We start from the raw sequence: 26,088 nt of genomic DNA, 5'->3' as shown, positions 1-26,088 counted from the left end.
GGTCAGTAGAAATATTGCGTCAGCCGGCGGCTTCAAGCACGCCGCGGACAATCGTGGCAGCCGCTCCCAGGTAGGCCAGGACCACCAGGAGTTTTTGTGCTGCCCGGGCCGGAACGAATTTCGAGGCGACGTCGCCGAGCACCAGCCCGGCCAGGCAGGAGACGGCAACGGCACCCCACATGCCCAATGGCATCACAGGGAAAGTTGCGGGGGCAGTGATGGCCTTGGAGATGAGCGAGAACGTACCGATGGTGAAGAAGTACGGCTGCATGGTGGCAGCGAACGACTTGTGCTGCCACTTGGTGGCGATCGAGTACATGCTGACCGCGGGCCCGCCCACCCCGGCCGCCGTGTTCATGAATCCGCTGAGGCCGCCGGCGGCCAACAGGTAGCGCCGGCGCGCCGGCAGCGTGGCGGACTTCAGTGCCAGCAGGACGGTCAGCCCGGCCGCGAGGAGCACCCCGATGGAGATCTCCAGCACCGGCGCCGGAATCAGGCGGATCAGGAAGGCCGCCGGAATGATGCCCAGCAGGGCAGCGGCCGCAAGAAACACGTAGCGTTTCCAGTCGATGTCGCGCAGCACCCGGAAGATAATGGCTCCTGCCGTCACCGCCCCGCATACATTTACCAGCACCACGCCTTCCACCGGGCCCAAGAGCAGGACCAGGAACGGGGCGGCCACCAGTGCGAAGCCCATCCCCGTGATCCGCTGCATCCCGGCACCCATGACGACGGCCCCGAGGACCAGCCCGGTGGTCAGCATTTACGGTCTCCAGGCCACGTACTGGACCTCTTCGAACTCTTCGAGGCCCAAGCTCGATCCTTCCCGTCCCAGGCCTGACTGTTTGGCGCCGCCCATCGGGGCGAAGGCAACGGACGGAAGGGGGTCGTTCACGCCGACGATGCCGGCCTCAAGCTGCTCCGGGATCTCCCAGCCGCGCTTCGTGCTGCCGCTCCACACGTAGGCGGCCAGGCCCATCTCGGTGGCGTTCGCCTTCCGGATGGCCTCCTCCTCCGAGGAGAAGGTGACGATGCCGGCGGCCGGGCCGAACACCTCTTCGGTCACCAACAGTGCGTCGTCCGGGACATCGGCCAGCAGGGTGGGCGCCATGAACGCACCCCCGCCGGGGACCGCCGTGCGCTCGGTGACGCGGCGGGCGCCCCGGTCCAGGGCGTCGTCCACCAGTGCCTGTACCGCGGACACCCTGTCGGCATCGATGACCGGGCCAAGGTCCGGGACCTGCGCGCCGTCGTCGGGTACGCCGTGACCGATGGTCATCGCGTCAAAGCGGGCGCCCAGCCTCCGGGCGAACTCGTCGGCGACGCTGTCCTGGACCAGGAACCGGTTGGCGGCCACGCAGGACTGGCCGGTGTTGCGGAGCCTGCCCAGGACGGCGCCGTCAACGGCGGCGTCAAGGTCCGCGTCCTCGAAGACGATGAACGGTGCGTTGCCGCCGAGTTCCAGCAGGGGCCGGACCACGCGCTCGGAGGCTGATGCCATGATCTGCCGGCCCACACCCGTGGACCCGGTGAAACTGACGGCACGGACCGCCGGGTGGGCCATCAACGCCGCGGTGATTTCGCGGGATGGGCCATGGACCAGATTCACCACGCCGGCGGGAAAACCGGCGTCATGCAGGACTTCGAACAGGCCGGTCGCAGCCAGCGGGGCCTTCTCCGAAACCCTGCCCACCACGGTGCACCCGGCGGCGAGCATCGCGGCGAGCTTGCGGGCCTGGATGGAGACGGGGAAGTTCCACGGGGTGAGGCTGAGGGCCACGCCGACGGGCTTGCGCAGGCTCAGGTGGCGGCGGCCCTGAAGTTCAGGTGGGCTGATGGTGCCGGTGGCGCGGCGGACCTCCTCGGCGAACCAGCGGAAGTACTCCACCGAGAAGTCCACCTCGCCCTGCGCTTCGGGAAGCCTTTTGCCTGCCTCGAGTGCCAGCGTGTGCGCGATTTCGTCGCGGCGCTCCGCCAGCAGCGCCGCCGCGTTGCGGAGCAGGTCCGCCCGCTGGCGGGCGGTGGTGCGGGACCAGGTCCCGAACGCTTCGGCGGCGGCGTCGGCGGCCCTGGTGGCGTCCCCGGCCGAGCCCCAGGCGACCTCCCCCACGGTGGTGCCGTTGCCCGGATCAGTCACGTCCTTGGCGGTTCCGGCAGTGTGCCAGGTGCCGTCGACAAGGTGCCGGGCTGATGTGAGGTTCATGGAAGGAGCCTTTCGTTGGGCCGTGAGGGCACCGCCGGTGCCGCGCGTCGTCGTCGTACTCATCCCTTGCTTGCTCCTGCCGTGATGCCGGCAACGAAGTAGCGCTGCAGGAAGACGTAGGCCACCACCACCGGCAGGGACGCCAGGATCACGCCGGCGAACAGCAGCGGGTAGTTGGTCTGGAACTCGCCCTGGAAGCTGAGCAATGCCAGCGGCAGGGTCCGGTTGCCGGGGGACTGGATGAACAGCAGCGGGTAGAGGAGCTCGTTCCAGTGGATGACGAACAGGAAGATGGCGGCCGCGGCGATCGACGGTGCGGAGAGCGGCAGGGCGATGGAAGCGTAGGTCTTCCACGGCCCGCTGCCATCGATGGAGGAAGCTTCATAGAGCTCCTTGGGCAGGGTCCGCATGAACCCGCCCAGGATGAAGACGGCAATGGGCAGCGTGGACACGACGTTGGCCAGGATCAGGCCGGCCAGGTTGTCCAGCAGGCCCAGCCTGCCGAAGAGGACGTACAGCGGCACCATGTTGGCCTGTGCCGGGATGGCCATGCCCAGGACCAGGAACCCGAAGATGGCCCAGGACATGAACCCCTTCAACCGGGACACGGCGTACCCGGCCAGGCTGGCCACGAACAAGGTCAGCGGCACCGAAATGCCGGTAACGATCACGCTGTTCATGAAGGACGAACCCAGGTTCTGGCCGCCCACCACCTCGACGAAATTGTCCGGGGCGAGTGAATGCGGAAGGCTGAACGGGCCGGCGAACAGTTCCTGGGTGGACTTGAAACTGCCGAACGCCACCACTGTCAACGGAATGATGATGATGACCGCGTAGATGGCCAGGATGGCGCGGCGGCTTAGTGTTGCGAGCATGCTGCTAGTCCCCCTTCGGGGTGAGCCGGAGCAACCGGCGCTGCAGCCAGGTGACCAGGGCGATCATCGCCATGAAGATGATCGACTGGGCGGCGGCGTAGCCGAACTCCGAGTTGGCAAAGGTGCTGTAAATGCGGGTGGAGAGGATGTCCAGGGCTGCCTTGGGCGGGTTGCCGGCAATGCCCAGGATCAGGTCGAAGGCCTTGAAGGACTGCACCGTGGTGTAGGCCACCACGATGGAGGTGGCCGGTGCCACGAACGGCCAGGTGATGGATTTGAACTGCTGCCATTTGTTGGCGCCGTCCATCTCCGCCGCTTCGTAGAGTTCCTTGGGGATGGCCTGCAGCCCGGCGATGTAGACCACCATCATCTGGCCCGAATGGAACCAGACCTGGGTAACGGCCACCCAGTACAAAGCCTGGGCGTCGTTGCCGAGGTAGGCGCCACCGTCCACCCCGACGGTTCGGAGGACCGAGTTGGCCAGGCCGAAGTTGGGGTCGTAGATGAACTTCCAGATGAAGGCCACCGAGACGGAGGACAGGATGGTGGGGAAGAAGAACAGTGCCCTCAGCAGGATGCTGCCCCGCGAGTTCTTGGTCAGCAGCAGGGCCAGGACCAGCGAGAACGCTGTCTGGGCGATCACCACCAGCAGCACGAACTTCAGGTTGTTCGTCAGCGCGTTCGTAAACAGGGAGTCCTTGGTGAACGCGCGGACGAAGTTGTCCACACCGACGTAATTGAACGCTGCGGAGAATCCGTTCCAGTCCGTGATGGCGTACTGGAACGCCTGCAGCGTGGGCATCACCAGGAAGAAGGCGACGACGGCGACTGCGGGCAGCGGGAAAAGGTACAGGGCCGGATTCACCCGTGTGGGAGAGCGGCGACGCACCTTGGCAGGGTTTTCGGGGGTGTGGCTGTCCGGGGCCTTCCGCCGGGCAGCCGTTCCGGGATGGATACTCATAGCCGTTCGTCAACAATCTTCTGGGCGGCAGCGGCTGCCTGCTCCGGGCTGGTGCCGGAAATGACGGCCGTGGCGCTGGCCTCCACCGCGTTGCGGACATCGAGGTTATTGAACTGGAAGCGGGCGGCGAGTGCCGTCTTCTTCTGCAGCCAGGGACTCAGGCGCTTCAGGTCCGGGTTGGTGTATTCCACCTTGTCCACGGAGACGTGCTGCGCGGTCTGGTTGGCGTAGTAGCCGGCGTTCTCGGGCTCGGAGAGGAAATCGATCCATGCCGCCGCGGCCGCCTGGTTCTTGCTGGCGGAGTTGACGCCCAGGATGAAGGTGGCGTTGTAGGCGCCCTCGTATTTGCCGTTGCCGTCGGAGGTGGTGTTGGGGAACACCAGGTCGATCGGGAACTTGGCACCGAGTCCGCGGACTGCTGCGAGGTGGTAGGAGCCGGTGGCGAGCATGGCGGCCTTGCCCTGGGAGAACAGGTTCTGGGCCGGTTCAACGGCGGTGCCGGTGGCGTTGGGCTGCACGAAGGGCTTCAGGTCCTTGTACTGGCCCAGCATCTTGATGAACCAGTCGTCCGTGCACTTGAGCTTGCCCTGCTCGATCTGGGCGCACATGTCGTCCACGGGCGCATTGTTGGCAATCATGCAGTTGAACAGCTGGCCGCCGTTTCCAACATCGCCGCCCGGCCAGGAGATGGGGATGACGCCGGCAGCGGCGAGTTTTTCGCACATGCCCAGGAAGGCGTCCCAGTTCTTGGGGGAGGTTTCGGCGCCGGCCTTGTCGAAGAGGTCCAGGTTGGCCATGGGCATGGGGAACACCACCTGGTAGGGCAGGCCCAGCTGGTTGTCGCCGCTCTGCCCGGCGGACAGGAGTCCCTTTTGGTAGTTGCCTACGGCTTTGCTGCCCTTGAGGTCGGTGTACACCCCGGCCTCGGTGAAGTTCTTGAACTGTGAGCCGCGGAAGGTGGCAAACGCGTCGCCGATGGAGCCGCCGCGGAGCTTCTGCAGTGCCTGGGCGTTGTAGTCGTTGGAGGTGGAGATGTCCTGGGCGACTTCCACGCCGTCGTGTTGTGCCACGAAGCGCTTGATGAGTTCGTCGAACACGGCCTTGTCCTCGCCGCGCCAGTGGGCGAAGGACACCTTGCCGGTGACAGCTCCGGTGGCGGGTGCCGACGGCCCGCTTGCCCCTCCCGGCTTGGTGGAACCGCCGGGCCCGGCGCACGCTGCCGCAGCGGCGCCGAAGCCCAGGGCCCCGAGAAGGGCGACTGCCTGCCGGCGTGAAATCTGACTCACAATAATCTCCTCGTTGAGTGTTTGCTGTGCCTTGTTTGCTTGCTGCTGAGAGGGGCCGGGCCCCGTGACGGTGCTGTGGTGCGGGTGAACCGCCTAGGCGTTGGTCCTCTGGGCGGACACGACGTCGTCCACCACGGCGCAGAGGCGCTGCAGCCTTCGGACGGCGTCGGTGGAGAGGGATTCGACGACGTCGGAGGCGCCGATGCAGGAAGCCCAGACTGCGCGTCCGGAGAGGAAGCCGCTGGCACCTTCGAGGCAGGCCCACCGGACGGCGTCCGGGAAGATGTCCTCGGGAACGCCGGAGGAGAGGACCACCCAGGGGCCGTCGATGGCTTTGGTGAGCTCGGCGCAGGCGTCGCGGACGTCAGCTTCCGAAGCCTGGCCGTGGAACGGGACCTCTGCTTTGTACAGGTCGGCGCCCAGGCTGCCCAGTTCCTTGGCGGCGGCCAGGATGCCGGCGTTCCAGTCAAAGTCGCCGCCGGCCAGGGGCTTGCGGGAGACGGGTTCGATGATGCTGATCAGCCCGGCGGAGCGGCAGCTGTCCACGAACTCGCGGACCATGGCCACGCGTCCCTCGGCGGGTTCGTCCGGGCGGTAGAGCACCAGCAGCTTCAGGGCCTTGACGCCCAGGGCGGCGTACTTGTGCGGATCCACCAGGCGGTCGATGGTCACCTCGCCCACCAGTTCACCGTGGGCGGGTTCAAAGTGGTCGGCGGAGGCGATCAGCCCGCAGCCGGGGTCCACCACGCCGGCCTCGATGGCCTGGTCCAGGGCGAACTGGCGGTCGATGAGGACGCCGGAGGCATAGGGGGTCAGGATCCGGGCCGCCTCGAGCTTGAAGTCGCGGAGGTCCTGGTCTGTGACGGGCTGGTCGGTGTGCTCGGCGAACATGTTGCGCATGGCTTCGCGCTGGTCAACGGCGAGCATTGCGAAGGCGCCTGAGGGCCGTTGGAGCGGGGAGAGGTCTGCATGGTTCATGGGCTGGCTACTTTCAGCTGGGCGGGTTGGGTCAGGAATGGTGGTTGGAGGCGAATTCGGCGGTGATGGCCTGGCGGGGGATGGCAGAGCGGCCGTCCAGCCCGGCACAGGATGCGGCAGCGGTGCGGCCGGCGAATGCGGCGGCGTTAACCAACGGCAGGCCTGCGGCGACGGCGGCGAGAAGAGCGCCGTGGTAGACATCGCCGGCGCCGAGGGTGGAAACGATGTCCGCGGGCGTGGCCGGCACGTGGACGGGATCCCCGCCGCGTTCCAGGACCCAGGCGCCGTCCGAGCCGGCGGTGGCGACGACGGCCGCGGCGCCGTCGTCGAGCGCTTTGCGCAGGAGGGCCTCGGGCGAGTGCCCAGCGCCGTACTCTGCCTGGAGCCTTTCCATGGTGGGCACGTAGAGCGCGATGCCGCCGGGGCTGAAGGATGGGATGGGATTGCCGGCGTCCACGCTGATGTTCAGCGCTGCGGGGCGGGCACCTGCCACTGCATTCCATCCCAGGTGGTCGGTATGGACCCAGGCGGCGGCTGCCAGCAGGTCGAAGAAGCGGCTGCCCGCAGGGAAGCTGACCGGCGGCACGGGCCGGGTGACGATGGCCCGGCTCTCGGCTGCCTTGCTGACGATGATCACGCTGGCGCCGGTCTTGACGCCGGGATCGCGGATCACGGCGGAGGTGTCCACGCCTTCGGCTTCCAGCCCGGCAATGATGCGGTCGCCTTCTTCGTCGGTGCCGAGGACGCCGGCGAAGGCAGTGTCGGCCCCCGCCCGTGCCGCTGCGACGGCTGCCGTGGCTGCAGGGCCGCCGCCCGCCGTCGCGAAATCCGTGGCGACGGTCCGGCTGTCCGCGGCGGGGTAATCCTGCACCAGGGCAATGGAGTCAAGAGTGGCGCAGCCTACGAAGAGCAGGGGTCCAGTTGACGGTTGGGGCACGTTCCACCTCGTTGTAGTTCCGGCTGGTATTGAAGAAATATACACACGCTATGTTGGAAAAACAACACTTTCTGTATAGTTGTGTTTGGGATGCAACGCCGCAGCCCCCCACTCAACGTAGAGAAACGGAGCAGCTCATGTCATTGCCTACTGCGGAATCTGTCCGGACCATCCGGTACGGACTCATCGGGGCAGGCCACATGGCCCGCGAACATGTCAGGAACCTCGCCTTGATCCCCGGGAGCCGGATCACCGCAGTGTCCGACCCCACGCCGCCATCCCTCGAGGAGACTGCCAAGGAGATCGGCTACGACGTAAAACTCTTCGCATCCCACCAGGAACTGCTGGCCTCGGGGCTGGTGGACGCGCTGGTGATCGCCAGCCCCAACGACACCCACTTGGGCATCCTGAAGGACATCTTCGCCAGCGGCACCAACCTCCCGGTCCTGGTCGAAAAGCCCGTATGCACCAGCGCAGAACAGGCGGACGAGCTCGAAGTGCTCGCCGCGGCCTACCAGGCACCGGTGTGGGTGGCCATGGAGTACCGGTACATGCCGCCGGTCCAGGAGGTCATCCAGGCGGCCCATACCGGAAAACTCGGCAATATCTACATGCTGTCCATCGTGGAACACCGCTTCCCGTTCCTGCACAAGGTGGACGCCTGGAACCGCTTCGCCGAGCGGACGGGCGGCACCCTGGTGGAGAAGTGCTGCCACTTCTTCGACCTGATGCGCCTGATCCTGCAGGACGAGCCCGTCCGGGTCTACGCCAGCGGCGGCCACGACGTCAACCATATGGACGAGGTGTACGACGGCCGGGTCTCGGACATGGTGGACAACGCCTACGTCATCGTCGACTTCAAGGGTGGACGCCGGGCCATGCTGGAGCTGTCCATGTTCGCCGAAGGGTCCAAATTCCAGGAGCGGATCTCCATCGTGGGCGACGCCGCCAAGATCGAAACCCTGATCCCGGTGGCGGCCAACCACTGGATCCCCGGCGACGAGGCCGAGGCAACCGTGGAGTTCAGCCCGCGGTCCCCGCTGGGCCCCCGGAAGCATGACGTGCCGGTGGATGAGGCCGTCCTTGCAGCCGGCGCCCATCACGGTTCCACCTACTACGAGCACCTCGGATTCCGGAAGGCCATCCTGGGCGAAGGCCCTGTGGAGGTGACTGTTGCCGATGGCCTGCAGTCCGTGCGGATGGGCCTGGCGGCGGAACGTTCTATTACGGAAGGACGCCCCGTGGAGCTTGCGAATGCGGTTTCCGGGGTACGTTCATAAGAAGATTTGTGTTGGAAGTCCAACACGCCGCCAGGCTCTGCCCGGCGCATTGGGGAGGGATAAGCAGCTTATGAGCACAGCACATGGAGAGGCGCCGCTGACGCCGCGCCAGCGCACCATCCTCGATGAGTTGGGACGGAAAGGCTTCATTTCCACGAACGACCTCGCGGGGACGTTCGCAGTCTCCGACATGACCGTGCGGCGGGACACCCGGGTGCTGGCCAAGCGGGGCCTTGCCCGGGTGGTCCACGGCGGGGTCAGCGCCGTGGAGGGGCACGGCCAGAACGCCGACTTCGCCGCCCGGGTCCGGGAGGACGCCGACGCCAAGCTCAGGGTGGCACGGGCCTGTGTGTCGATGATCAGCGAACGGGACGCCATCATCCTTGATGCCGGTACCACCACCTACCAGATCGCCCAGGAACTGCCCACGTCCTTCAGGGGGACCATCATCACGCACTCGGCCCCGGCCATCCAGCGCTGCCTGCAGCTGACCGAGGCGCGCACCATCTGCCTCGGCGGGGAACTGTTGCTGGACAGCCAGGCGTTCAACGGTCCCATGACCGTGAGCGCGGCTGCGGGCCTGCGCGCCAAGACGGCGTTCATCGGGGTGACCGGTATCCACGATGAGGCCTTCTACATCGAACGCGACGTGGAGCGCGCCACTAAGATCGCCCTTATGAATGCGGCGGAACAGGTGGTGGTGGTGGCAACGCACCAGAAGATGCTCAGGTATGCGCTGGCGCGGCTGGCAGCATTTGATGCGGTGGACATCCTGGTGACGGATGCCCCGCCGCCGCAGGAAATCGAGGATGCCCTCGGCGCCGCCAACGTCAAGCTGATGGTCGCCGCATGAGCTCCCGCCTGCGCGTCTGCCTGCCCGCCCAAAACCTGCTGGACGCACTCGCCCCGGTGGACGGCGTCGAGTTCGTGCTCTGGGACCTCACCGGCCCCGCCCCCGAGGGCCGCCTGGACCTCCTGGTGCCGCCCTACATGGGTAAGCCGTCCGCGCTCGCCGCGCTGGCAGGTGTGGACGTGGGCCTGGTGCAGAGCCAGTCCATCGGGTACGACGGCGTAGCGGGCATCCTGCCCGGCGGTGTCACTTTTGCCAACGCGGCCGGAGTCCATGAGACCTCGACGGCGGAGCTTGCCGTGGGAATGATGGTCGCCTCCCAGCGCGGCATCCCGGACTTTGTCCGGAACCAGGACAACGGTACGTGGGACAACAGCCAGCGCCCCAGCCTGGCGGACCGGCGCGTCCTGCTGGTGGGCTACGGGGGAGTCGGCAAGGCCATCGAGGCCCGGCTCCTTCCCTTTGAGGCCGAGGTCACCCGGATGGCCAGCCGTTCACGCGAGGACGGTCGCGGAACCATCCACGGGATCGACTCGCTCTATGAACAGCTGCCGCTGCACGAGATCGTAGTGGTCAGTGTTCCGCTCAACGGGCAGACGGAGCAACTCGTGGACGCCAAGTTCCTCGCCGCGATGCCGGACGGCGCCCTGCTGGTGAACGTGGCCCGCGGCCCCGTGGCCAACACGGACGCGCTGCTGGCCGAGACCGGAACCGGCAGGCTGCGCGCTGCCCTGGACGTCACCGATCCGGAACCGCTGCCCGCCGGCCACCCGCTGTGGACCACCCCGGGAGTGCTCATCACGCCGCACGTGGGCGGCGCCAGTTCGGCCATGTTCCCCCGCATGGTGCGCCTGGTCAGGAAGCAGATCGGACTGCTGCTCGAGGGCGGCGAACCCGTCAACGTGGTCCTCCCTTAACGCCGGCGGCCTGCGGCCCTATGCTTGGCCCATGTCTACTTTCGAAGTCCGCCGCAGCGCGGTCATCCCTGCCCCCGCCGAGGAGATCTTTCCACTGGTGGACAACTTCCACGAATGGACCGCCTGGTCCCCCTGGGAGGCGGTCGATCCGGGCATGAGCCGCCGCTACTTCGGCAGCGAATCAGGGGCCGGCGCAGGCTATGAGTGGAACGGGAACCGCAAGGCGGGCAGCGGAACCATGGAGATCGTGGAGTCGGTACCTTCGAGCCGCATCGGGATCAGGCTGCAATTCACCAAGCCGTTCAAGGCCCTGAACCCCACGACGTTCACGTTCAGCCCGGCTCCTGGGGGCACCGAGGTGACGTGGCTGATGACCGGGGAGAACAAGGGGCTCGGTAGGGTCTTTGCCCTGTTCATGAACATGGACAAGCTGGTGGGCGGCGACTTTGAGCGCGGCCTCGCGGCGCTCGCAGCCACGGTCGCCGCCCGGAAGGGCTGATCCCTCCATGGGCGTCGTGGATGATGCCCTGGCCGCCACGGATGAACCGGACCGCGGCTGCCTCCAGCATGTGGTGGAGATTGCCCGGTCGGTGGCCCCGGACGCCACCGAGGGCATGAGCTACGGGATGCCGGCCCTCAAGGTCGACGGCAAGCCGCTGCTGGCCGCCGTGGCCGCAGCCAAGCACCTTTCGATCTTTCCGTTCTCCTCGGCCGTGGTGGAGGCGGTGGACGGACGCCTCAAGGGCTACTCGCTGTCCAAGGGAACCATCCGCTTCAGCGCAGCCAGGCCGGTGCCGGACGACGTCGTAGCGGACATCGTCAGGCTGCGGCTGGCGGAAATCCGGCGCTAAGGCCGTGGCCGGCAAGGCCATCTCGGCGGCCCGGGAATAGCCGCACTGTCGCTGCCCTACCCGCCATAAAAACCCCTATTCCATGCGGGGACGAACAGTTCCATAATGGCCTCGTAGACTTCGGGAACCCCGTGCCCATGGCTTTCGCCACCGCGGATCAGGGAGCTCCAGGCGGCCGCCCCGGCATTCGGCGGGAAGGACGGCCACGAGGCCCGGCGGGGGACGGCCGGACCGATTCGGGGGAGAGCATCGCCATCAGGAAATGTGGCAAGGAGAGTTGTTGTCATGCTCAAAGATCTGGAAGTCATGGCTATATTGCCGGCAAAGGACATTGACCGGGCACGGGAGTTCTACCGGGACAAGTTGGGATTGGAGCCCGAGCGGACCATGAGTGACGGCGGGCTTGTGTACCGGTGCGGGAAGGGTACTGCGTTCCTGATTTACCAAACGGACAACGCCGGCTCGGCCAAGAACACGCAGATAGGGTGGGGAACCGATGACGTACGGCGCGACGTCGAGGAGCTGCGCGGCCGGGGCGTCGTTTTCGAGGAGTACGACATGCCCGGACTGAAGACAGAGAACGGCATCGCTTCGATGGAGGGAATGGGCGACGCCGCCTGGTTCCTGGACAGTGAGGGCAACATCCTTAACATTTCATCGCTGCCCCGTTGAACGCCGGGGCCTGCGGTTGCGGGCCCGGCACAAAAAGGACGACGCCGGCACTTGCCGCCGGAAGCACCTTCACCCGGGTGCCCCGGCAGCGGCAGGGCCGGCGCCGCCGCAGATTGAGGTTGTGGGAAGGGGCGCGATGAGCGTCGAGGAGGTGGCACCGAAGACCACTGGCGTCTCGGTGGAGTTGCTGGCTGCGGTCGACCTTGCCGGCGAGATCGACGGGATGGAAGGGCGCCAGTTGCGGATGCGGATGGTGACCATCGAGCCCGGTGGAGTGTTCGGCCCCCTCCATGACCATGCGGGCCGCCCTGGCACCGTCTATGTCCTTTCGGGGATCATCACCGACCACCGGGACGGGGTTGCCACGGAGTATGGGCCGGGCGTTGGCTGGCCGGAGGACCGGAATACCATGCACTGGCTGGAGAACCGGGGAGCGGTGCCGGCGGTCGAAATTTCGGTGGATATCGTCGGCGGGCCCATGCCGTAAAGCTTTGCCGCGGGTGCCGTCGTCGGCCGTACCTGCCAGAGCCTCACTCAGACGGCCGGCTCCCGCCTGCCCAGCGCCATGCGGAGCGCACCGCGGAAAGTAATCCGGTTCCGCCTGCTCACCGCCACCACGGCTGCGATTCCGGCAAGGAGCACCACGATGCCGCCGGAAGCGACGGACCAGCGGGCTCCGAACTGGCTGCCGATCCAGCCCACCAGGGGCGAACCCAGCGCGGTCCCGCCTTGCAGCACGGCCAGGTACAAGGCCAGGACGCGGCCGCGGAACGGGGCTTCCACGGAGAAGCTGGATGCTGGTGTTGCAGCTGTTCAGGAAAGTGATGGACGCCAGGCCCACCGGAACCAGGACGGCTGCGTAGGTCCAGAAGGATGGCGCCAGGCTGCCGAGGATCGTAAAGAAGCCCAATCCCAAGGCGCCGCCCAGCAGGAAGCGCAGCCGGGGCCCGGACCGGCGCGCGGCGAGGAGGGCGCCGGCCAGGGTACCCACCGCCATGATCGAGCCGAGGAGCCCGAATTCGCTGGGTCCCATGCTGAACTCGGTGGTGGCCATCAGCGAGTTGATGACCGGGAAGTTCATCCCGAACGCGCCCAGGATGCCCACCAGGACCATGATCAACATCAGATCCGGGCGGCGGCGCACATACCGGATACCCTCCACCACCTGGTGCTTGTTGCGTGTGCCTGCCACCGGGGCGGCCTGGGTGATGCGGATCCGGAACAGCGAGACCAGGACGGCGGCGAAGCTGGCAGCGTTGATCAGGAACACCGGGCCGGTGCCCACCCACGCGATGAGGACGCCGGCGATTGCGGGGCCGGTGAGCCGGGCGGTATTGAAGGACGCCGAGTTCAAGGCCACCGCATTGGAGATGTTGTCCTGGCCAACCAGTTCGGACACGAATGCCTGGCGGGCGGGGGCATCCACGGCGCTGGCAACTCCCAGGCAGAACGCGGCCACGTAGGCGTGCCACAACTGGGCGGTGCCGGTGACCACCAGCAGGCCGATAGCCAATCCGGTGAGGCCCATGGCCAGCTGCGTCCACATCAGGATGATGCGTTTTCGATACCGGTCCGCCAGCACTCCGCCGTACGGGCCAAACAGCAGCATGGGCAGGAACTGCAGCCCGGTGGTGAGGCCCACCGCGGCCCCGGAGTGGTCGGTCAGGACGGTCAGGACCAGCCAGTCCTGCGCCACCCGCTGCATCCAGGTGCCGATGTTGGACACGATCGCGCCGCCGGCCCAGATGCGGTAGTTGGGGTTTTCGAGGGCCCGGAACATGGCGCTCATTTGGCGCTCATTTCCTGCATGATGCGGGCCGCCCGGCTCAGTGTGAGCCGGTCGTCCTCGCTGAGCCCTGCCACGCGCCGGGCCAGCCAGGCTGTCCGCTGCCGGCGTGCTTCCTCGAGGACCGTTCTTCCCGCGTCGGTGATGTCCACGCGGACCTGGCGGCCGTCGTCGGGATGGGCGGACCTGGTGACGAAGCCTTGGTCGGCGAGGGCGTTGACGATCCTGGTCATGGACGGGGCCTGGACGTGTTCGCTCTCGGCCAGTGCTCGCAGCGTGCTGGGACCGCTGCCGTTGAGCAGGGCCAGGACGGTGTACTGGCCGGGGGTGATGATGTCGCCGGTGGCTTCGACGCGGAGCCGGCGGGACGTGCGCATCACGGCGGTGCGCAGGTCGATGGCGAGGGTGTCCGGGGCGGTGGGGTCTGCGGCTGACTGGGGCTTGGTGCGGGCGGATGACATAAAAGCGGGTGCGCCTCCTGCTGGGATTATTAGCAGTGCTAATTAGTTCTGCTAACTATTATGCCGCGCATGGTTGCCCATGGCAACGGTCCAGCTCGTGGCATTGCTGACAGGCTCGGGCAGAATGGGAGCCGTGACTGGGCGCAGAACCGACAAGAACCGCGATCCCGCGCGGCCGTGGAAGATAAGGCTGAACCTGGCGGTAACCGTCCTGGTCCTTTGCCTGGGGCCCATCCTGATCGGTGTGGGCAGCTTCATGATCAACGCGGACGAAGAACTCGCGCGCACCGGAGCGCGGGCGACCGGGACGATCGTCCATTTTGACGATGTCACCAAGGCCTCCGAGCGCAGGATCCGGGTGGACTTCACGACGCCGGACGGGTCAGCCCACAGGACGTTCGCGGCCGTGGACCACGACCAGCACCCCGTGGTGGGAACTGATGTTCCCGTGATCTATGCCGAAGATGATCCCGGCCGGGCGATCGTTCCGGGCTATGAAAGTGACGGCGAGTGGTTCCGTGGTGCCGGCGTGGTCCTGACCGTGATCTTCGGCGGGATTGGCGTCCTGGCCGTCGTCCTGAGGAGAATTGGGGGCCTGCGCGGCTTCTTCCGGAGGCGCGGCACGCAGCGCGTGGAGTAAGCCGGGGTGCGGGTCTGGCCGCCTACGCGCCACGGGCGTAGGCTCTGACGCACCATGACTGAACAGCAGCCCTATGAACTGATCCGCCGGTATCCACACTTCGAGCTTCCGGTGGTATCCGGCTTACGCCGTGGCTGAGGTCAAGGTCAGTGCGGACTTCGACCGCGCCGGAAACGCGGCGTTCCGTTACCTGTTCAATTACATCAGCGGCAACAACTCCGCCCGCCGCAAGCTGGCCATGACCGCGCCCGTCATCCAGGAGCCTGGTTCCCCGCAAAAGCTGGCCATGACGGCTCCCGTGCTGCAGCAGGGGCCGTTGCCGGGAGCCCGTGGGTCGGCGGAGTTCGTGGTGGGATTCGTGCTCCCGGCCGGCGTCACGGCCGACACAGCCCCGACTCCCGCCGACCCCAGGGTGACGGTGCGCGCCGTTCCGGCCTCCCTTTCCGCTGCCCTCAGCTTCACGGGCGGCGGCTCCGCTTCTTCCTTCGAGCGGCATACCGCGGGGCTCCAAGCGGCACTGAAAGTTGCCGGGCTGACGCCGGTCGGCGCTCCGCGATACGCTCGCTTCGACCCGCCCTTCAAGCCCTGGTTCCTGCGACGCAATGAAGTGCTGCAGGACATCAAAGAGCCAGGATAGCGGGCGCGGGACCACTGCCTGCCGCTAACGGAGGAGGGCGTCCGCGCCCACCGGGGGTGGTCTACCTGGATCGTGCGGTCCCAGGTTGGCTGTTGATACTGGCATTGGCGCTGCGAAACCTGCCACGCCGATACCGCAGTCAGTTCCGATAGTTTCTTTCCCGCCGTGAAAAACACGTAACGCGGCCTGCGCCTGTATCGATACTTTCCGGCCGTGGTCCCCTCGTGCGCACGTTGTTAGCGTTCGCATCTACGGTCAGTGTGGAGAAATAAGTGCGCTCCGACTGTGACGTACCTGTTGTTATTGCTGAAAGTTTACGATAGTTTCTTTGTGTGATGCAGGTCGCACTGGTGGGGAGCCCGCGGCCAACATGCCAACCAAAGGACAATGATGACCAGCGAGCAACGCACCCATACCCCCGAACACCGGCTCAAGCGCCTGCATGACCGGCTTGGCGGCATCGCCTACGGCGGGGATTACAACCCGGAACAGTGGCCGCGCGAGGTGTGGGACGAGGATGTCCGCCTCATGAAGGAAGCCGGGGTCAACCTGGTCACCCTGGCCGTTTTCTCCTGGAGCCGGCTTGAAACGGCGGATGGCGTCTACGATTTCGGCTGGCTGGACGAGATCATGGACCTGCTGCACGCGAACGGGATCGGCGTGGACCTGGCCACTCCGGACGCCGTCCCGCCGGCCTGGCTGGTCGCCCGGCACCCGGACATCCTTCCGGTCCTGGCTGATGGCAGCACCTTCGGCTTTGGCTCCCGCCAGCACTTCGACGTTTCCCACCCCGCCTACCGGGCAAAGTCCCTGGCGATGGCGGAAAAGATGGGGGAGCGGTACGCCGCCCACCCCGCCCTGTGCATGTGGCACGTCAACAACGAGTACGGCCCCGTCTCCTACGGCCCGCACGCCGACCGCGCCTTCCGGGAATGGCTCCAGGCCAAGTACGGCAGCCTGGAGGAATTGAACCGGGCCTGGAGCACCGACGTGTGGGGCCAGGTCTACTCCGACTGGGCCCAGGTCAATGCACCTGCCCAGCCCCGCACCTGGTCCAACCCGTCCCGCCGGCTCGACTACCACCGGTTCACCTCGGACAGCATGCTGGCGCATTACAAGGCCGAACGGGACATCCTGCGCAGGCACACGCCGGAACTGCCCGTTGTCACCAACTTCATGCGCTTCTACAAGAACAACGATTACTGGGCCTGGGCCGCCGAGGAAGACGCCGCCGCACTGGACATCTACCCGGACCCTCGCGAAGCTGACGCCCACGTTGCCGCTGCCCTCAACTTCGACCTCATGCGCTCACTGCGGAAAGGCCAGCCCTGGTTGGTCATGGAACAAGCCACCGCAGCCGTCAGCCAATGGTCCGTCAACGTCTCAAAACTCCCCGGCAAGATGCGTCTGGGTTCCTACCAGGCGATTGCCCAGGGCGCCGATTCCATCCTGTTCTTCCAGTGGCGCCAGGCCAGGGGAGGGACGGAACGCTTCCACTCAGGCATGGTCAACCACGCCGGCCCCGACACCCGGGTGTTCCGTGAAGTCTGTGAACTGGGCCGGGAACTTAAGAACCTGTCCGGAATCACCGGCACCCGCTCCACCGCCAAGGTGGCACTGGTCTTCGACTGGGACTGCTGGTGGGCCCTGGAACTGGGCAACTCGCCCCGCTCGGACCTGAACTACGCGCAGGAAGTCCTCCGCCTCTACCGGCCCTTCTTCGACGCCAACATCACCGTGGACTTCGTGGACACCACCAGCGACCTCCACCAGTACAGCCTGGTGGTCCTTCCCGCCACCTACCTGCTCACCGACGACGCCGCACAGCGCTACGAGGACTACGTTGCCGGCGGCGGCCGGCTGGTGGCCAGCTACCTCTCCGGCATCGTGGACCAGGACAACACCATCCGGCTCGGCGGCTACCCGGGCGCCCTCCGCAACGTCCTGGGCGCGTGGAGCGAGGAGATGCACCCGCTCGCCGGGGAGGGTGAGGCCGTCAAGCTTTCAACGGCCGACGGCGGCACGGCCTCAGCGGATTACTGGACCGAACACCTGCACACCACCTCGGCGGAGGTGCTTGCCAGCTACGCCTCGGGCAGGCTGGCCGGGTCGCCGGCCGTCACCCGCAATGGTTACGGCCGCGGCACCGCCGTCTACCTCTCGGCGAGGGTGGACGGCACCTTCCTGGAGGAACTGCTCGACGCCGAACGGACCGCTGCGGGGATCCGCCCCGAACTGGACGCACCGCTGGGAGTGCAGGTCCGCCGTCGCGCCGGCAACGGACGCAGCTACCTGCTGGTCCTCAACCACAACGACGCACCCTCCCGGGTGGAGGTTGGGGCAGGCGGCACGGACGTGCTCACCGGCACCCGCATCACGGGCGCGGTGGAACTTTCCGCCAACGGGGTCCTGGTCCTGGAAGAGGCGGCTGGAGAACACGCCCGCACACACGCAGAAAACGGCCGGTAGGAGGCAACATGGCCACGCAATTGGAAGTACCTCCCGGAACGGTCACCACACAGCCGCCCGGCAGCAAGGACAAACCACGGAACAAGCCCGGCGGCTGGAAGCTCGCCATCAAGCGGGACTGGCGGCTCTACACGCTGGTGCTGCTGCCGCTGGCCTACTTCGCCATCTTCCGCTACCTGCCCATGGCCGGCAATGTCATCGCGTTCCGGCAGTTCCAGCCCGGCGGCAGCATCTTCGGCGAAAAATGGGTGGGGCTGAAGTACGTCACCCTGTTCATCAACGATCCCAGCTTCTGGCAGGCTTTCCAGAACACCATCATCCTGGGCGTGCTGACGCTTCTCTTCTGCTTCCCCATGCCCATCATCTTCGCGCTGATGCTGAACGAGCTGCGCTCGCAGAAGTTCAAGAAGTTCGTCCAGACCGTGGCCTACCTGCCGCACTTCATGTCCGTGGTGATCATCGCCGGCATGATCCTGCAGAACTTCTCCATGACCGGCACGGTGAACCAGATCGCCGGTACGGTCTTCGGCAGCACGGTGAACTTCACGCAGGATGCCGCCTGGTTCCGGCCCATGTACATCAGCTCCGAGGTGTGGCAAACCATGGGCTGGGGCGCCATCCTCTACCTTGCCGCCCTCACCAGGGTGGACGAGTCGCTGTATGAAGCCGCCCGGATCGATGGCGCCAACCGGTGGCAGCAGACCTGGCACGTGACCCTCCCGGCCATCCGGCCCACCATCATCACGCTGCTGATCCTGAACATCGGCACCTTCATGGCAGTGGGCTTCGAAAAGATCCTGCTGATCTACAACCCGCTCAATTACCAAACCTCGGATGTCATCTCCACCTACCTGTACCGGGTGGGCCTGGAATCCTCCAACTTCAGCTACGCGGCCGCGATCGGCATGTTCGAATCCGTCATCGGCCTCACACTGATCCTCTCCGCGAACGCCATCTCCAAACGGCTTGCCGGAACGAGCCTGTGGTGAAAGGGGCCACCGTGAAAGGGACAACAGTGAAGGAAACCGCAGTGCCAGGGGCCAAGGCGCCCACGGCGGACACCGGTGTGCTGGTCAAGGACATGAAGGTCTCCCGCAGCATGCGGGTGTTCCGCGTGGCCAACCTGGTGTTCCTGCTGGTGGTGGTCTTCCTGACCATGTACCCGTTCCTGAACATCCTGGCGCAGAGCTTCTCCAGCGAAGGGTTCATCAACGCCGGGCAGGTCAACCTTTTCCCGCTGGGGTTCAACACCCAGACCTACCAGCTGATCCTGGCGGACTCGGTGTTCTGGCGGAATTACGGCAACACCGTCTTGTACACGGTGGTGGCCACCGCGATCTCGATGGTCCTGACCACCAGCTTCGCGTACGCGATCGCCAAGAAGGACCTCAAGGGACGCAGCGTGTTCATCGGCATCGCCGTGTTCACCATGTTCTTCAACGGCGGCCTGATCCCCAACTACGTGCTCATCACGTCGCTGGGCATGCGGGACACCCTGTGGGCCGTGGTCCTGCCCAACGCCATCAGTGTCTTCAACCTGCTGATCATGAAGTCGTTCTTCGAAAACATGCCCCGGGAACTGGAGGAGGCGGCCGCCATCGACGGCCTCACCCAGTACGGCGTCCTGTTCAAGGTGGTGCTGCCGCTGAGTAAGGCCATCGTGGCCACCATGGTGCTCTTCTACGCCGTGGCCAACTGGAACTCCTGGTTCCAGGCGTTCCTCTACCTGGACAACCCGGACCTGTTCCCGGTGACCATCTACCTCCGCAACATGATTGCCGGCGTCACCACCGCGGGATCCGCCGGCGGCACGGCAGAGAACGTGGGCCAGATCGCCGCCAACATCCAGTCGGTAACCATCGTGCTCACCATCATCCCCATCCTGTGCGTCTACCCGTTCGTCCAGAAGTACTTCTTTTCGGGCGTCATGCTCGGCTCCGTCAAGGAATAACCCGTTATGAAAGGAAAACCCATGATCCGCAGACGAGACTTCCTCGGCCTGTCCGCGCTCGCAGCCTTCGGCCTGGTGATGGCCGGGTGCGACTCGGATTCCGGCAGCAAGGTGGACACCTCCAAGGCCCGCAACGGTGCGATGGACAGCTTCGGGGTGGGGGACACGTTCAAGGCGACGACGCCGCTGAGCTTCACGTTCCTCTTCAGCGACCAGCCCACCTACCCGTACAAGAAGGACTGGCTGCTCTTCACCAAGATGGCCAGCGACAACAACGTCACGCTGCAGCCCACCATCGTCCCCAGCAGCGACTACGAGCAAAAGCGCAGCCTTCTGATCAGCTCCGGCAGCGCGCCCGAGATCATCGCCAAGACCTACCCGGGCCAGGAGAGCGCGTATGTGTCCTCCGGCGCGGTCCTCCCGGTCAGCGACTACGTGGACCTCATGCCGCACTACCAGGACAAAATCAAGAAGTGGAAGCTGGAACCTGAAATCGCAGGACTCACCCAGGAGGACGGGAAGTACTACGTCCTGCCCGGCCTGCACGAGGAACTCTGGCCGGACTACACGCTCGCGTTCCGCACCGACGTGCTGGAAAAGGAAGGCATTGCCGAGCCCAAGAGCTGGGACGAGTTCCGCGAGGTGCTGCGCAAGCTGAAGAAGTCCCACCCCGACGTCGTGCCCTTCTCCGACCGGTTCAACGGCAACAGCGTGCTGAACATTGCCGGCACCGCGTTCGGCACGGTGGCAGGCTGGGGCCTGGTGGACGGCCTGACGTTCGACGACGGCAAGAAGCAATTCGCCTTCGGCTCGGCCAGCAGCCAGTTCAAGGACCTGGTCACCTACTTCAACTCCCTGGTGTCCGAAGGCCTGATGGACCCGGAAAGCTTCACCCAGACCGACGATTCCGCCATCCAGAAGTTCACGTCCGGCAAGTCGTTCGTGATCAGCGCCAACTCGCAGAACATCATCACCTACCGCACGTCCATGGAGCAGTCCCTGGGCAAAGGCAACTTCGCGGTCCGCAAGATCACCGTCCCCGGGGGCCCGGCCGGTGACCTGATAGGTGGTTCGCGGCTGGAGAACGGCATCATGCTGAACTCTTCGGTGAAGGACAAGGACAGCTTCGTGGCGCTGATGCAGTACATCGACTGGCTCTTCTACAGTGACGCCGGCCAGGAATTCTCCAAGTGGGGCGTGCAGGGCACCACCTACACCAAGGAGGGCAGCAAGCGCGTCCTGGCCAAGGACATCAACTTCCAGGGCCTGAACCCGGCAGGCACCAAGGACCTCCGCGTGGACTATGGCTTCTCCGGGGGCAATTTCTCCTACGGCGGCACCACGGACCTGCTGCAGTCAACCTTCAACGACGAGGAGCTGGCGTTCCAAAAGGCCATGAAGAGCAAGACGCCCAAGCCGGTGGCGCCGCCCGTGCCGTTCAGCGACACGGACCGCGAACAGGCCACGCTGGTACTCACCCCGCTCAAGGACCACGTCAAGCAGAACACCCTGAAGTTCATTACCGGCCAGCGGCCTCTCTCCGAGTTTGACGCCTACGTCAAGGAGCTGGACAGCAAGGGCATGGGCAAGTATGTAGATTTGGCCAACAAGGCGTACAAGGCCTACGCGGACAAGAAGTAGACGGACGACGGCGGCAGCGTGCCTGCCGCGGTAACCGAAAGGCAGTTGGTGGTTCAGAAGAAAGCGGAGTACGGTGCCGGCCCCCTGTTCAGGGCGGCCGGCACCGTGGCGGGCGTGATGATGGGTTCGGCCCTGCTGGTGCTGGCCAACGCACTGCTGCTGGCAGCACTGGTGGCGGCCCCGTTCTCAGGGGCCTGGCTGGTCCTGCCGGCGCTCATTCCGGCCGGTCCGGCGCTGGTGGCGTGCATCTATGCGTTCAACCGGATGCTCGCGGGGCAGGAGGGCCAGGTGTACCAGGACTTCATCCGCGGCTACCGGATGAATGCCGGCCAGGCCCTGCAGGTGTGGCTGCCGTACCTGCTGGTCCTGGCCGTCATCGCGGTCAACCTCGCCGGCCTGCCGTCGCTCGGACCCGCAGCACCGGCGCTCCGGCCGGCGTTGCTGGTCCTCGCGCTGCTCGTGGCCACCGCGGGCTTGAACGCGCTGCTGATCTTGTCCCGGTTCTCGTTCCGCACCCGGGACGTGTACCGGCTATCGCTGTACAGCTTCAGCGCCCGGAAGTGGGTCACGTCGGGCAACGCCGGCATCCTGTTCGTCACCGCCACCCTCCTGCTGATGACCAGCACGTACCTGCTGCCGCTGCTCGCCGGGACCGTGGTGTTCCTGGTGTGCCTGAATTCCCGACCCCTGCTGGCGCTGGTTGAGGAGAAATTCACTATCGCCTGACCTCGTCAGTTTGTGCGGGAAGCGGCCGACTGAATAACTTTGGCGAGGTCTCGGGGACGGCTCCACATGGGCCAATGCCCCGTTGGGAGGTCGATGACGTCGAGGTGTTCGATGTGCGCGACTTCGGCAAACATGGCATGCCCGGCGTGGGCGAGCTCCAGCACCTGCGCGCTCGGGATGGAGCAGCACACCAGGGTGGTCCGGACCTTGTGGCGGTCTTCGTTCGAGAAGCTCGACGGGCTGACGAAGCACGGGGCCTGGTTCAGGGACGGCCTTGGCCCGAAAACGCTCGAGGACGTCCGGGCTCAAGCCCTCGAGGCTCGCCTGCTGTCCGAGGACATCGAAGGGCGGCAGCGGAAGCTCCGCCAACTCTCCCGGGATGCCCGCGCCGAAGGCGCTTCCCGGTGCCACAGGGCCGGAGTCGACCCACACCACTCGATGGACAAGTTCCGGGTGTCGGTCAAGGACGAGGCTGACGGGGGCGTTTGCCCCGCTGTGGGCGACGAGGATGGCGGGCTGGTGCGCAGAGGCCCCGAGCTGGCCGATCACGTCCAGGACCGCTGCGGCCTGGTCGTCGAGGGTTTTTGCCGCACGCCCGGGATCGTCCGCGTCGAGACCGGGCAGCGTCATCGCGACTGCGCGGGAGTGGTCGGTTGCCATGTGTTCCAACACTTCGTCCCACGCCCAGGCGCCCAGCCAGTGGCCGGCGATGAGAACGATGGGACGGCTTGATGCAGTTGTCATGCCAATAGCCTCGCAGGCGTACCGGACAAGGGTGTGTCACTATTTATGTCATGAATTTGCCAGGGGCTGAACGGTGAAGCGGGCCGAACGGCTCCATGCCCTCTCCGAGATGTTGCGCCGCAGCGGCAGGCGGGGGATTTCCGCCGAACGGCTGGCTGCAGAGTTTGAGGTATCCGTTCGCACCATCAAGCGGGACCTCGATGCGTTGGAGAACAGCGGCGCGCCGGTATGGTCCCGGCCGGGTCCGGGCGGTGGCTACGGTTTGGCTGGAGGTGCGTCCCTGCCTCCCGTCAGCCTGTCACCGGCCCAGGCCGTGGCGCTCATGGCAGCGGTGTCCGCTGCGCCTGATGCCCCCTACGCCGATCTGGCAGCAGCAGGTGTCCGAAAGATCATGGATGTCCTCGATCCCAAAACCCGGGCACAAGCGGACGGGCTGGCCCACCGCGTCTGGGTCAACGCGCTTCCCGCCTCGTCCCGCGCCATCAAATCCGCGCTGGAGGAGGCGATGGCCGAGCAGCGCGTGATCCGCCTCCGCTACACAGCGGGGGACGGGACCGCCACCACCCGCGACGTCGAGCCGGTGCTGTTTGCCGCCACCAACGGCCAGTGGTACCTGGTTGGGTGGTGCCGGCTGCGCGACGCAATGCGGTGGTTCACCGTCTCGCGCATCGAGCGGGCCGTCGTCACCAAGACGGCCTGCAGCGGCCATGGCATCCAGGAGGTTGGGGAACCCCCGGCTAACGCCAGGCCGGTGCACGGCCGGGGATGACATGTCCGGTCGGCACGGCTAAAGCGGGGTTACCGTTACCGGTGTCAGCATCTCCCGGTCAAAGCCCACCTCGCGGCGGCCGCCGTGCAGGATGAGTTCGTGGGTGTGGAGGTCCCGGCTGCTGGAGGTCGAAACATGCAGCTTCACCAAGCCCGGGGTCACCACCCGCTTCAGGTCCACCCCGGTAAAGGACGTCCGGTCCGCGTGCACCGTGAACTCCACCCGGGCCGCGGCGCCGGCCGCAAGGTCAACCCGGGCATAGCCAATCAGTTCGCGGACCGGCCGGACCACCTCGCCCACCGGGTCCTCGAGGTACAGCTGCACCACTTCCGCCCCGTCAACCGGGCCGGTATTGGCCACCATGCATCCCACGGTGACGGAGCCCGACGTCGTCATCGTGGGCCCGCTGGCGGTGTGGCAGGAAAAGTCGAAGGTCGTGTAGGACAGGCCGTGCCCGAACCCAAACAGCGGTGAGGGGTCCAGTGCGCTGACGCCGGACGGCCCGGCCAGGCGGCTGTGCAGGTAGGTGCCCGGCTGTCCGCCGGAGGTCCGCGGCACGGAAACCGGCAGCTTGCCGGACGGAGTCACGGCTCCGGTCAGGACGTCCCACAGCGCCTCGGCACCCTCCTCGCCCGGGAAGAACCCCTGCACGATCGCTCCGGCCCTGGCCGCGAAGTCGCCCAGCGCGTAAGGCCGGCCGCTGAGGACCACCACGATGGTGCGGGTGCCGGCGGCCTCGGCAGCCGTGAGGACCTGGTCCAGCATGCGGTGCTGGTCACCGGGGAGCCGCAGGTCGGCAGCGTCGTTGCCTTCGCCGGAGGTGCCGCGGCCAAAGAGGCCCGCATTGTCACCCACCACGATCACGCAGGTGTCCACCGCTGAGGCAATCCGGCAGGCTTCCAGGACCTGCGTGTCGCTGATGGCCTCGCACGTTCCCGTGGCGGCGGTCCGGATCCGGCCAAACCGCTCGGCGGCTGCACCGGCCACAGTCGGAACCCGGATGCCCATGGGCACCTCGGGATGCGATGCGCCGACGTGGGCGTCAAAGGAGTAGCAGCCCAGCATGGCGAACGGGTCCTGCGCCAGCGGCCCCACGACGCCCAGCGATGCCAAAGCCGCCGCCGGCAGCGGCAGGCTTGGCCCGTCGTCGTGCGTCCTGTTGGTCAGCAGCACCAGGGACTGGGCGGCCATCTCCCGCGCAAGCTCCCGGTGGGCCGGCGGGTCAAGGTCGATGGCGCCTGCACCCAGGGCCGGGGGCGCGGGGTCGAAGTCCGGCGAGAGCAGCCCGGCTTCCTGCTTTTGCCGGAGCACCCGCAGGAGCGCGGTGTCCACCAGGGATTCGGGGAGCTCGCCGGAGCGCACGCGCTCCAGCAGGGGCGTGCCATAGCAGTTCACAGTGGGCAGTTCCACGTCGACTCCCGCTGCCAACGCCAGGCCTGCAGCTTCTCCCGGATCGGCGGCGATGCCGTGCGTGGCGTTGAGGAAGGCGATGCCGAAGTAGTCCGCCACCACGGTCCCGGCAAAGCCCCACTCGTCCCGGAGCAGGGACGTCAGCAGGGCGCGGTTGGCCGCGGCGGGAACACCGTCGGTGTCCGTGTAGGCGTGCATTACTGAACGGGCGCCGCCGTCCTTGATGGCCAGTTCGAACGGTGGCAGCATGACGTCCGCGAGTTCCCGGGGACCCATGGAGACGGGCGCGTGGTTCCGCCCGGCGCGTGAGGCGGAGTAGCCTACGAAGTGCTTGAGGGTGGCAACGATCCCTTCCGCTTCCAGCCCTTTGACGTAGGAGCTTGCCACGGTGCCCACGAGGTAGGGGTCCTCGCCAATGGTTTCTTCCACCCTGCCCCAGCGGAGGTCCCGCACCACATCCAGTACCGGCGCGAGGCCCTGGTGGACGCCCAGTTGCCGCATCTGGCCGCCGATCAAGCCGGCCATCCGGCGCACCAGCACCGGGTTGAAGGTGGCGCCCCAGGCCAGCGGCACAGGGAAGGCGGTCGCTTTCCAGGCGGCCAGCCCGGCGAGGCATTCCTCGTGCACCTGCGCGGGGATACGGAACCGTGAGGCGGCCATGATCTGCTCCTGCGCGGCGGCCAGCCGGCGCGCCCCCTCGAGCGGTTCCAGCGGAACCGTGCCGTACATCCGGGTGATCTGGCCGAGTCCCGCAGAAATCACGTCCTCCCAGGAACGGGCGTCGCCTGCCATCTCGTTCTGCAACGGGGCAACAGAGTCGCCTTCAGTGGAAGCGTTCACCCACACGCCCACCAGCTGGGCCAGTTTTTCCTCAAGGGTCATCTGCCGCACCAGCTCCTCAAGGGACAGGTGCCCGACGGCGGAAGGCGGCTCGGTGCCCGCCGCGGGGGAGGGGAGGGCTTGCTTTTCGGCGGCACCGCTGGTCACGGACGTCTCCTAGGATCGGACGATGTTTCTAAGAAAGTATCAGAAACTTATGTTTAG

The 26,088-nt window shown here is 66.3% G+C and carries 23 protein-coding genes and 3 pseudogenes; 15 read left to right on the top strand and 11 right to left on the bottom strand.

Features of this window, described 5'->3' with window-relative positions:
* Positions 1–19 precede the first annotated feature (19 nt).
* The 7 genes from ACX5I6_RS00195 to ACX5I6_RS00165 all read right to left on the bottom strand — a co-directional run bounded on the left by ACX5I6_RS00195 (position 20) and on the right by ACX5I6_RS00165 (position 7,240).
* Positions 20–763 carry a sulfite exporter TauE/SafE family protein gene (locus tag ACX5I6_RS00195; protein ID WP_285249183.1) on the bottom strand — a complete coding sequence of 248 codons (744 nt, stop codon included), beginning with the start codon at positions 761–763 and terminating at the stop codon, positions 20–22.
* A complete protein-coding gene (locus ACX5I6_RS00190; RefSeq protein WP_285249184.1) occupies positions 764–2,203 on the bottom strand; it encodes an NAD-dependent succinate-semialdehyde dehydrogenase in 1,440 nt (479 codons plus the stop codon). It abuts the gene before it with no gap.
* A 59-nt stretch (positions 2,204–2,262) separates the two neighbouring features.
* Positions 2,263–3,078: a carbohydrate ABC transporter permease gene (locus ACX5I6_RS00185; RefSeq protein WP_285249185.1), complete on the bottom strand. Its 816-nt coding sequence runs from the start codon at positions 3,076–3,078 to the stop codon at positions 2,263–2,265.
* 4 nt (positions 3,079–3,082) lie between these two features.
* Entirely contained in the window at positions 3,083–4,039 is a 957-nt protein-coding gene (locus ACX5I6_RS00180; RefSeq protein ID WP_285249186.1) for a carbohydrate ABC transporter permease, read from the bottom strand.
* A complete protein-coding gene (locus tag ACX5I6_RS00175) occupies positions 4,036–5,325 on the bottom strand; it encodes an ABC transporter substrate-binding protein (RefSeq protein WP_285249187.1) in 1,290 nt (429 codons plus the stop codon). Before ACX5I6_RS00175 ends, ACX5I6_RS00180 begins: the two co-directional genes overlap by 4 nt.
* A 93-nt stretch (positions 5,326–5,418) precedes the next feature.
* A complete protein-coding gene (locus ACX5I6_RS00170) occupies positions 5,419–6,303 on the bottom strand; it encodes an aldolase (protein ID WP_285249188.1) in 885 nt (294 codons plus the stop codon).
* A gap of 31 nt (positions 6,304–6,334) precedes the next feature.
* Entirely contained in the window at positions 6,335–7,240 is a 906-nt protein-coding gene (locus ACX5I6_RS00165; RefSeq protein WP_285249189.1) for a PfkB family carbohydrate kinase, read from the bottom strand.
* Positions 7,241–7,377: 137 nt separating this feature from the next.
* Here ACX5I6_RS00165 and ACX5I6_RS00160 point away from each other — a divergent pair, with 137 nt between their 5' ends.
* The 7 genes from ACX5I6_RS00160 to ACX5I6_RS00130 all read left to right on the top strand — a co-directional run bounded on the left by ACX5I6_RS00160 (position 7,378) and on the right by ACX5I6_RS00130 (position 12,297).
* Positions 7,378–8,520, top strand: a complete 1,143-nt coding sequence (locus ACX5I6_RS00160; RefSeq protein WP_285249190.1) for a Gfo/Idh/MocA family protein — start codon at positions 7,378–7,380, stop codon at positions 8,518–8,520.
* Between the two features lie 70 nt (positions 8,521–8,590).
* Positions 8,591–9,373 (top strand): DeoR/GlpR family DNA-binding transcription regulator, encoded by a 783-nt coding sequence (locus tag ACX5I6_RS00155; RefSeq protein ID WP_285249191.1) that lies wholly within the window; start codon positions 8,591–8,593, stop codon positions 9,371–9,373.
* Positions 9,370–10,287 (top strand): 2-hydroxyacid dehydrogenase, encoded by a 918-nt coding sequence (locus tag ACX5I6_RS00150; RefSeq protein ID WP_461839050.1) that lies wholly within the window; start codon positions 9,370–9,372, stop codon positions 10,285–10,287. Before ACX5I6_RS00155 ends, ACX5I6_RS00150 begins: the two co-directional genes overlap by 4 nt.
* 31 nt (positions 10,288–10,318) lie before the next feature.
* A complete protein-coding gene (locus ACX5I6_RS00145) occupies positions 10,319–10,786 on the top strand; it encodes an SRPBCC family protein (RefSeq protein ID WP_285249193.1) in 468 nt (155 codons plus the stop codon).
* A 7-nt stretch (positions 10,787–10,793) separates the two neighbouring features.
* A complete protein-coding gene (locus ACX5I6_RS00140; protein WP_285249194.1) occupies positions 10,794–11,138 on the top strand; it encodes an iron chaperone in 345 nt (114 codons plus the stop codon).
* A gap of 285 nt (positions 11,139–11,423) precedes the next feature.
* Positions 11,424–11,810, top strand: coding sequence for a VOC family protein (locus ACX5I6_RS00135; protein ID WP_285249195.1), 387 nt, complete (start codon positions 11,424–11,426; stop codon positions 11,808–11,810).
* Between the two features lie 136 nt (positions 11,811–11,946).
* Positions 11,947–12,297 carry a cupin domain-containing protein gene (locus tag ACX5I6_RS00130; RefSeq protein ID WP_285249196.1) on the top strand — a complete coding sequence of 117 codons (351 nt, stop codon included), beginning with the start codon at positions 11,947–11,949 and terminating at the stop codon, positions 12,295–12,297.
* A gap of 47 nt (positions 12,298–12,344) precedes the next feature.
* Here the strand turns inward: ACX5I6_RS00130 and ACX5I6_RS00125 are convergent.
* Both ACX5I6_RS00125 and ACX5I6_RS00120 read right to left on the bottom strand, forming a co-directional pair.
* Positions 12,345–13,599, bottom strand: a pseudogene (locus tag ACX5I6_RS00125) (MFS transporter).
* Complete coding sequence (locus tag ACX5I6_RS00120) at positions 13,596–14,057, bottom strand: MarR family winged helix-turn-helix transcriptional regulator (RefSeq protein ID WP_285249198.1); 462 nt, start codon at positions 14,055–14,057, stop codon at positions 13,596–13,598. Before ACX5I6_RS00120 ends, ACX5I6_RS00125 begins: the two are co-directional and overlap by 4 nt.
* Before the next feature lie 133 nt (positions 14,058–14,190).
* On the opposite strand from ACX5I6_RS00120, the gene ACX5I6_RS00115 reads away from it, so the two are divergent.
* The 7 genes and pseudogenes from ACX5I6_RS00115 to ACX5I6_RS00085 all read left to right on the top strand — a co-directional run bounded on the left by ACX5I6_RS00115 (position 14,191) and on the right by ACX5I6_RS00085 (position 22,121).
* Positions 14,191–14,697: a DUF3592 domain-containing protein gene (locus ACX5I6_RS00115; RefSeq protein WP_285249199.1), complete on the top strand. Its 507-nt coding sequence runs from the start codon at positions 14,191–14,193 to the stop codon at positions 14,695–14,697.
* Between the two features lie 54 nt (positions 14,698–14,751).
* Positions 14,752–15,334 (top strand): annotated as a pseudogene (locus tag ACX5I6_RS00110) (SOUL family heme-binding protein).
* Between the two features lie 390 nt (positions 15,335–15,724).
* On the top strand, positions 15,725–17,803 hold the full coding sequence (locus tag ACX5I6_RS00105; protein ID WP_285249201.1) for a beta-galactosidase: 2,079 nt from the start codon (positions 15,725–15,727) through the stop codon (positions 17,801–17,803).
* Between the two features lie 8 nt (positions 17,804–17,811).
* Positions 17,812–18,792 carry an ABC transporter permease gene (locus tag ACX5I6_RS00100; RefSeq protein ID WP_285249202.1) on the top strand — a complete coding sequence of 327 codons (981 nt, stop codon included), beginning with the start codon at positions 17,812–17,814 and terminating at the stop codon, positions 18,790–18,792.
* Between the two features lie 92 nt (positions 18,793–18,884).
* Positions 18,885–19,754 carry a carbohydrate ABC transporter permease gene (locus ACX5I6_RS00095; protein ID WP_026264722.1) on the top strand — a complete coding sequence of 290 codons (870 nt, stop codon included), beginning with the start codon at positions 18,885–18,887 and terminating at the stop codon, positions 19,752–19,754.
* A 6-nt stretch (positions 19,755–19,760) separates the two neighbouring features.
* Positions 19,761–21,395 carry an ABC transporter substrate-binding protein gene (locus ACX5I6_RS00090; protein WP_018762284.1) on the top strand — a complete coding sequence of 545 codons (1,635 nt, stop codon included), beginning with the start codon at positions 19,761–19,763 and terminating at the stop codon, positions 21,393–21,395.
* Positions 21,396–21,443: 48 nt separating this feature from the next.
* On the top strand, positions 21,444–22,121 hold the full coding sequence (locus ACX5I6_RS00085; RefSeq protein ID WP_285249203.1) for a DUF624 domain-containing protein: 678 nt from the start codon (positions 21,444–21,446) through the stop codon (positions 22,119–22,121).
* Between the two features lie 5 nt (positions 22,122–22,126).
* Here ACX5I6_RS00085 and ACX5I6_RS00080 read toward each other — a convergent pair.
* Positions 22,127–22,865 (bottom strand): annotated as a pseudogene (locus ACX5I6_RS00080) (alpha/beta fold hydrolase).
* A gap of 73 nt (positions 22,866–22,938) precedes the next feature.
* On the opposite strand from ACX5I6_RS00080, the gene ACX5I6_RS00075 reads away from it, so the two are divergent.
* Complete coding sequence (locus tag ACX5I6_RS00075) at positions 22,939–23,634, top strand: helix-turn-helix transcriptional regulator (protein ID WP_285249205.1); 696 nt, start codon at positions 22,939–22,941, stop codon at positions 23,632–23,634.
* A gap of 18 nt (positions 23,635–23,652) precedes the next feature.
* Here ACX5I6_RS00075 and ACX5I6_RS00070 read toward each other — a convergent pair whose 3' ends face one another.
* On the bottom strand, positions 23,653–26,031 hold the full coding sequence (locus tag ACX5I6_RS00070; RefSeq protein WP_461839049.1) for a glycoside hydrolase family 3 N-terminal domain-containing protein: 2,379 nt from the start codon (positions 26,029–26,031) through the stop codon (positions 23,653–23,655).
* Positions 26,032–26,088: the final 57 nt, after the last annotated feature.

It is taken from the genome of Arthrobacter sp. MMS24-T111, from assembly GCF_054888995.1.
Note: the sequence above shows the minus strand (reverse complement) of the source record. Positions and strands in the feature narration are given on the sequence as shown.

Excerpts from the sequence above, each read along its gene's own strand:
- ACX5I6_RS00185 (WP_285249185.1), bottom strand. The coding sequence starts at position 3,078 with ATGCTCGCAACACTAAGCCGCCGCGCCATCCTGGCCATCTACGCGGTC.
- ACX5I6_RS00160 (WP_285249190.1), top strand. The coding sequence starts at position 7,378 with ATGTCATTGCCTACTGCGGAATCTGTCCGGACCATCCGGTACGGACTC.
- ACX5I6_RS00095 (WP_026264722.1), top strand. The coding sequence starts at position 18,885 with ATGAAGGTCTCCCGCAGCATGCGGGTGTTCCGCGTGGCCAACCTGGTG.
- ACX5I6_RS00155 (WP_285249191.1), top strand. The coding sequence starts at position 8,591 with ATGAGCACAGCACATGGAGAGGCGCCGCTGACGCCGCGCCAGCGCACC.
- ACX5I6_RS00180 (WP_285249186.1), bottom strand. The coding sequence starts at position 4,039 with ATGAGTATCCATCCCGGAACGGCTGCCCGGCGGAAGGCCCCGGACAGC.
- ACX5I6_RS00170 (WP_285249188.1), bottom strand. The coding sequence starts at position 6,303 with ATGAACCATGCAGACCTCTCCCCGCTCCAACGGCCCTCAGGCGCCTTC.
- ACX5I6_RS00135 (WP_285249195.1), top strand. The coding sequence starts at position 11,424 with ATGCTCAAAGATCTGGAAGTCATGGCTATATTGCCGGCAAAGGACATT.
- ACX5I6_RS00120 (WP_285249198.1), bottom strand. The coding sequence starts at position 14,057 with ATGTCATCCGCCCGCACCAAGCCCCAGTCAGCCGCAGACCCCACCGCC.
- ACX5I6_RS00150 (WP_461839050.1), top strand. The coding sequence starts at position 9,370 with ATGAGCTCCCGCCTGCGCGTCTGCCTGCCCGCCCAAAACCTGCTGGAC.
- ACX5I6_RS00105 (WP_285249201.1), top strand. The coding sequence starts at position 15,725 with ATGACCAGCGAGCAACGCACCCATACCCCCGAACACCGGCTCAAGCGC.
- ACX5I6_RS00100 (WP_285249202.1), top strand. The coding sequence starts at position 17,812 with ATGGCCACGCAATTGGAAGTACCTCCCGGAACGGTCACCACACAGCCG.
- ACX5I6_RS00195 (WP_285249183.1), bottom strand. The coding sequence starts at position 763 with ATGCTGACCACCGGGCTGGTCCTCGGGGCCGTCGTCATGGGTGCCGGG.
- ACX5I6_RS00145 (WP_285249193.1), top strand. The coding sequence starts at position 10,319 with ATGTCTACTTTCGAAGTCCGCCGCAGCGCGGTCATCCCTGCCCCCGCC.
- ACX5I6_RS00090 (WP_018762284.1), top strand. The coding sequence starts at position 19,761 with ATGAAAGGAAAACCCATGATCCGCAGACGAGACTTCCTCGGCCTGTCC.
- ACX5I6_RS00190 (WP_285249184.1), bottom strand. The coding sequence starts at position 2,203 with ATGAACCTCACATCAGCCCGGCACCTTGTCGACGGCACCTGGCACACT.
- ACX5I6_RS00130 (WP_285249196.1), top strand. The coding sequence starts at position 11,947 with ATGAGCGTCGAGGAGGTGGCACCGAAGACCACTGGCGTCTCGGTGGAG.
- ACX5I6_RS00140 (WP_285249194.1), top strand. The coding sequence starts at position 10,794 with ATGGGCGTCGTGGATGATGCCCTGGCCGCCACGGATGAACCGGACCGC.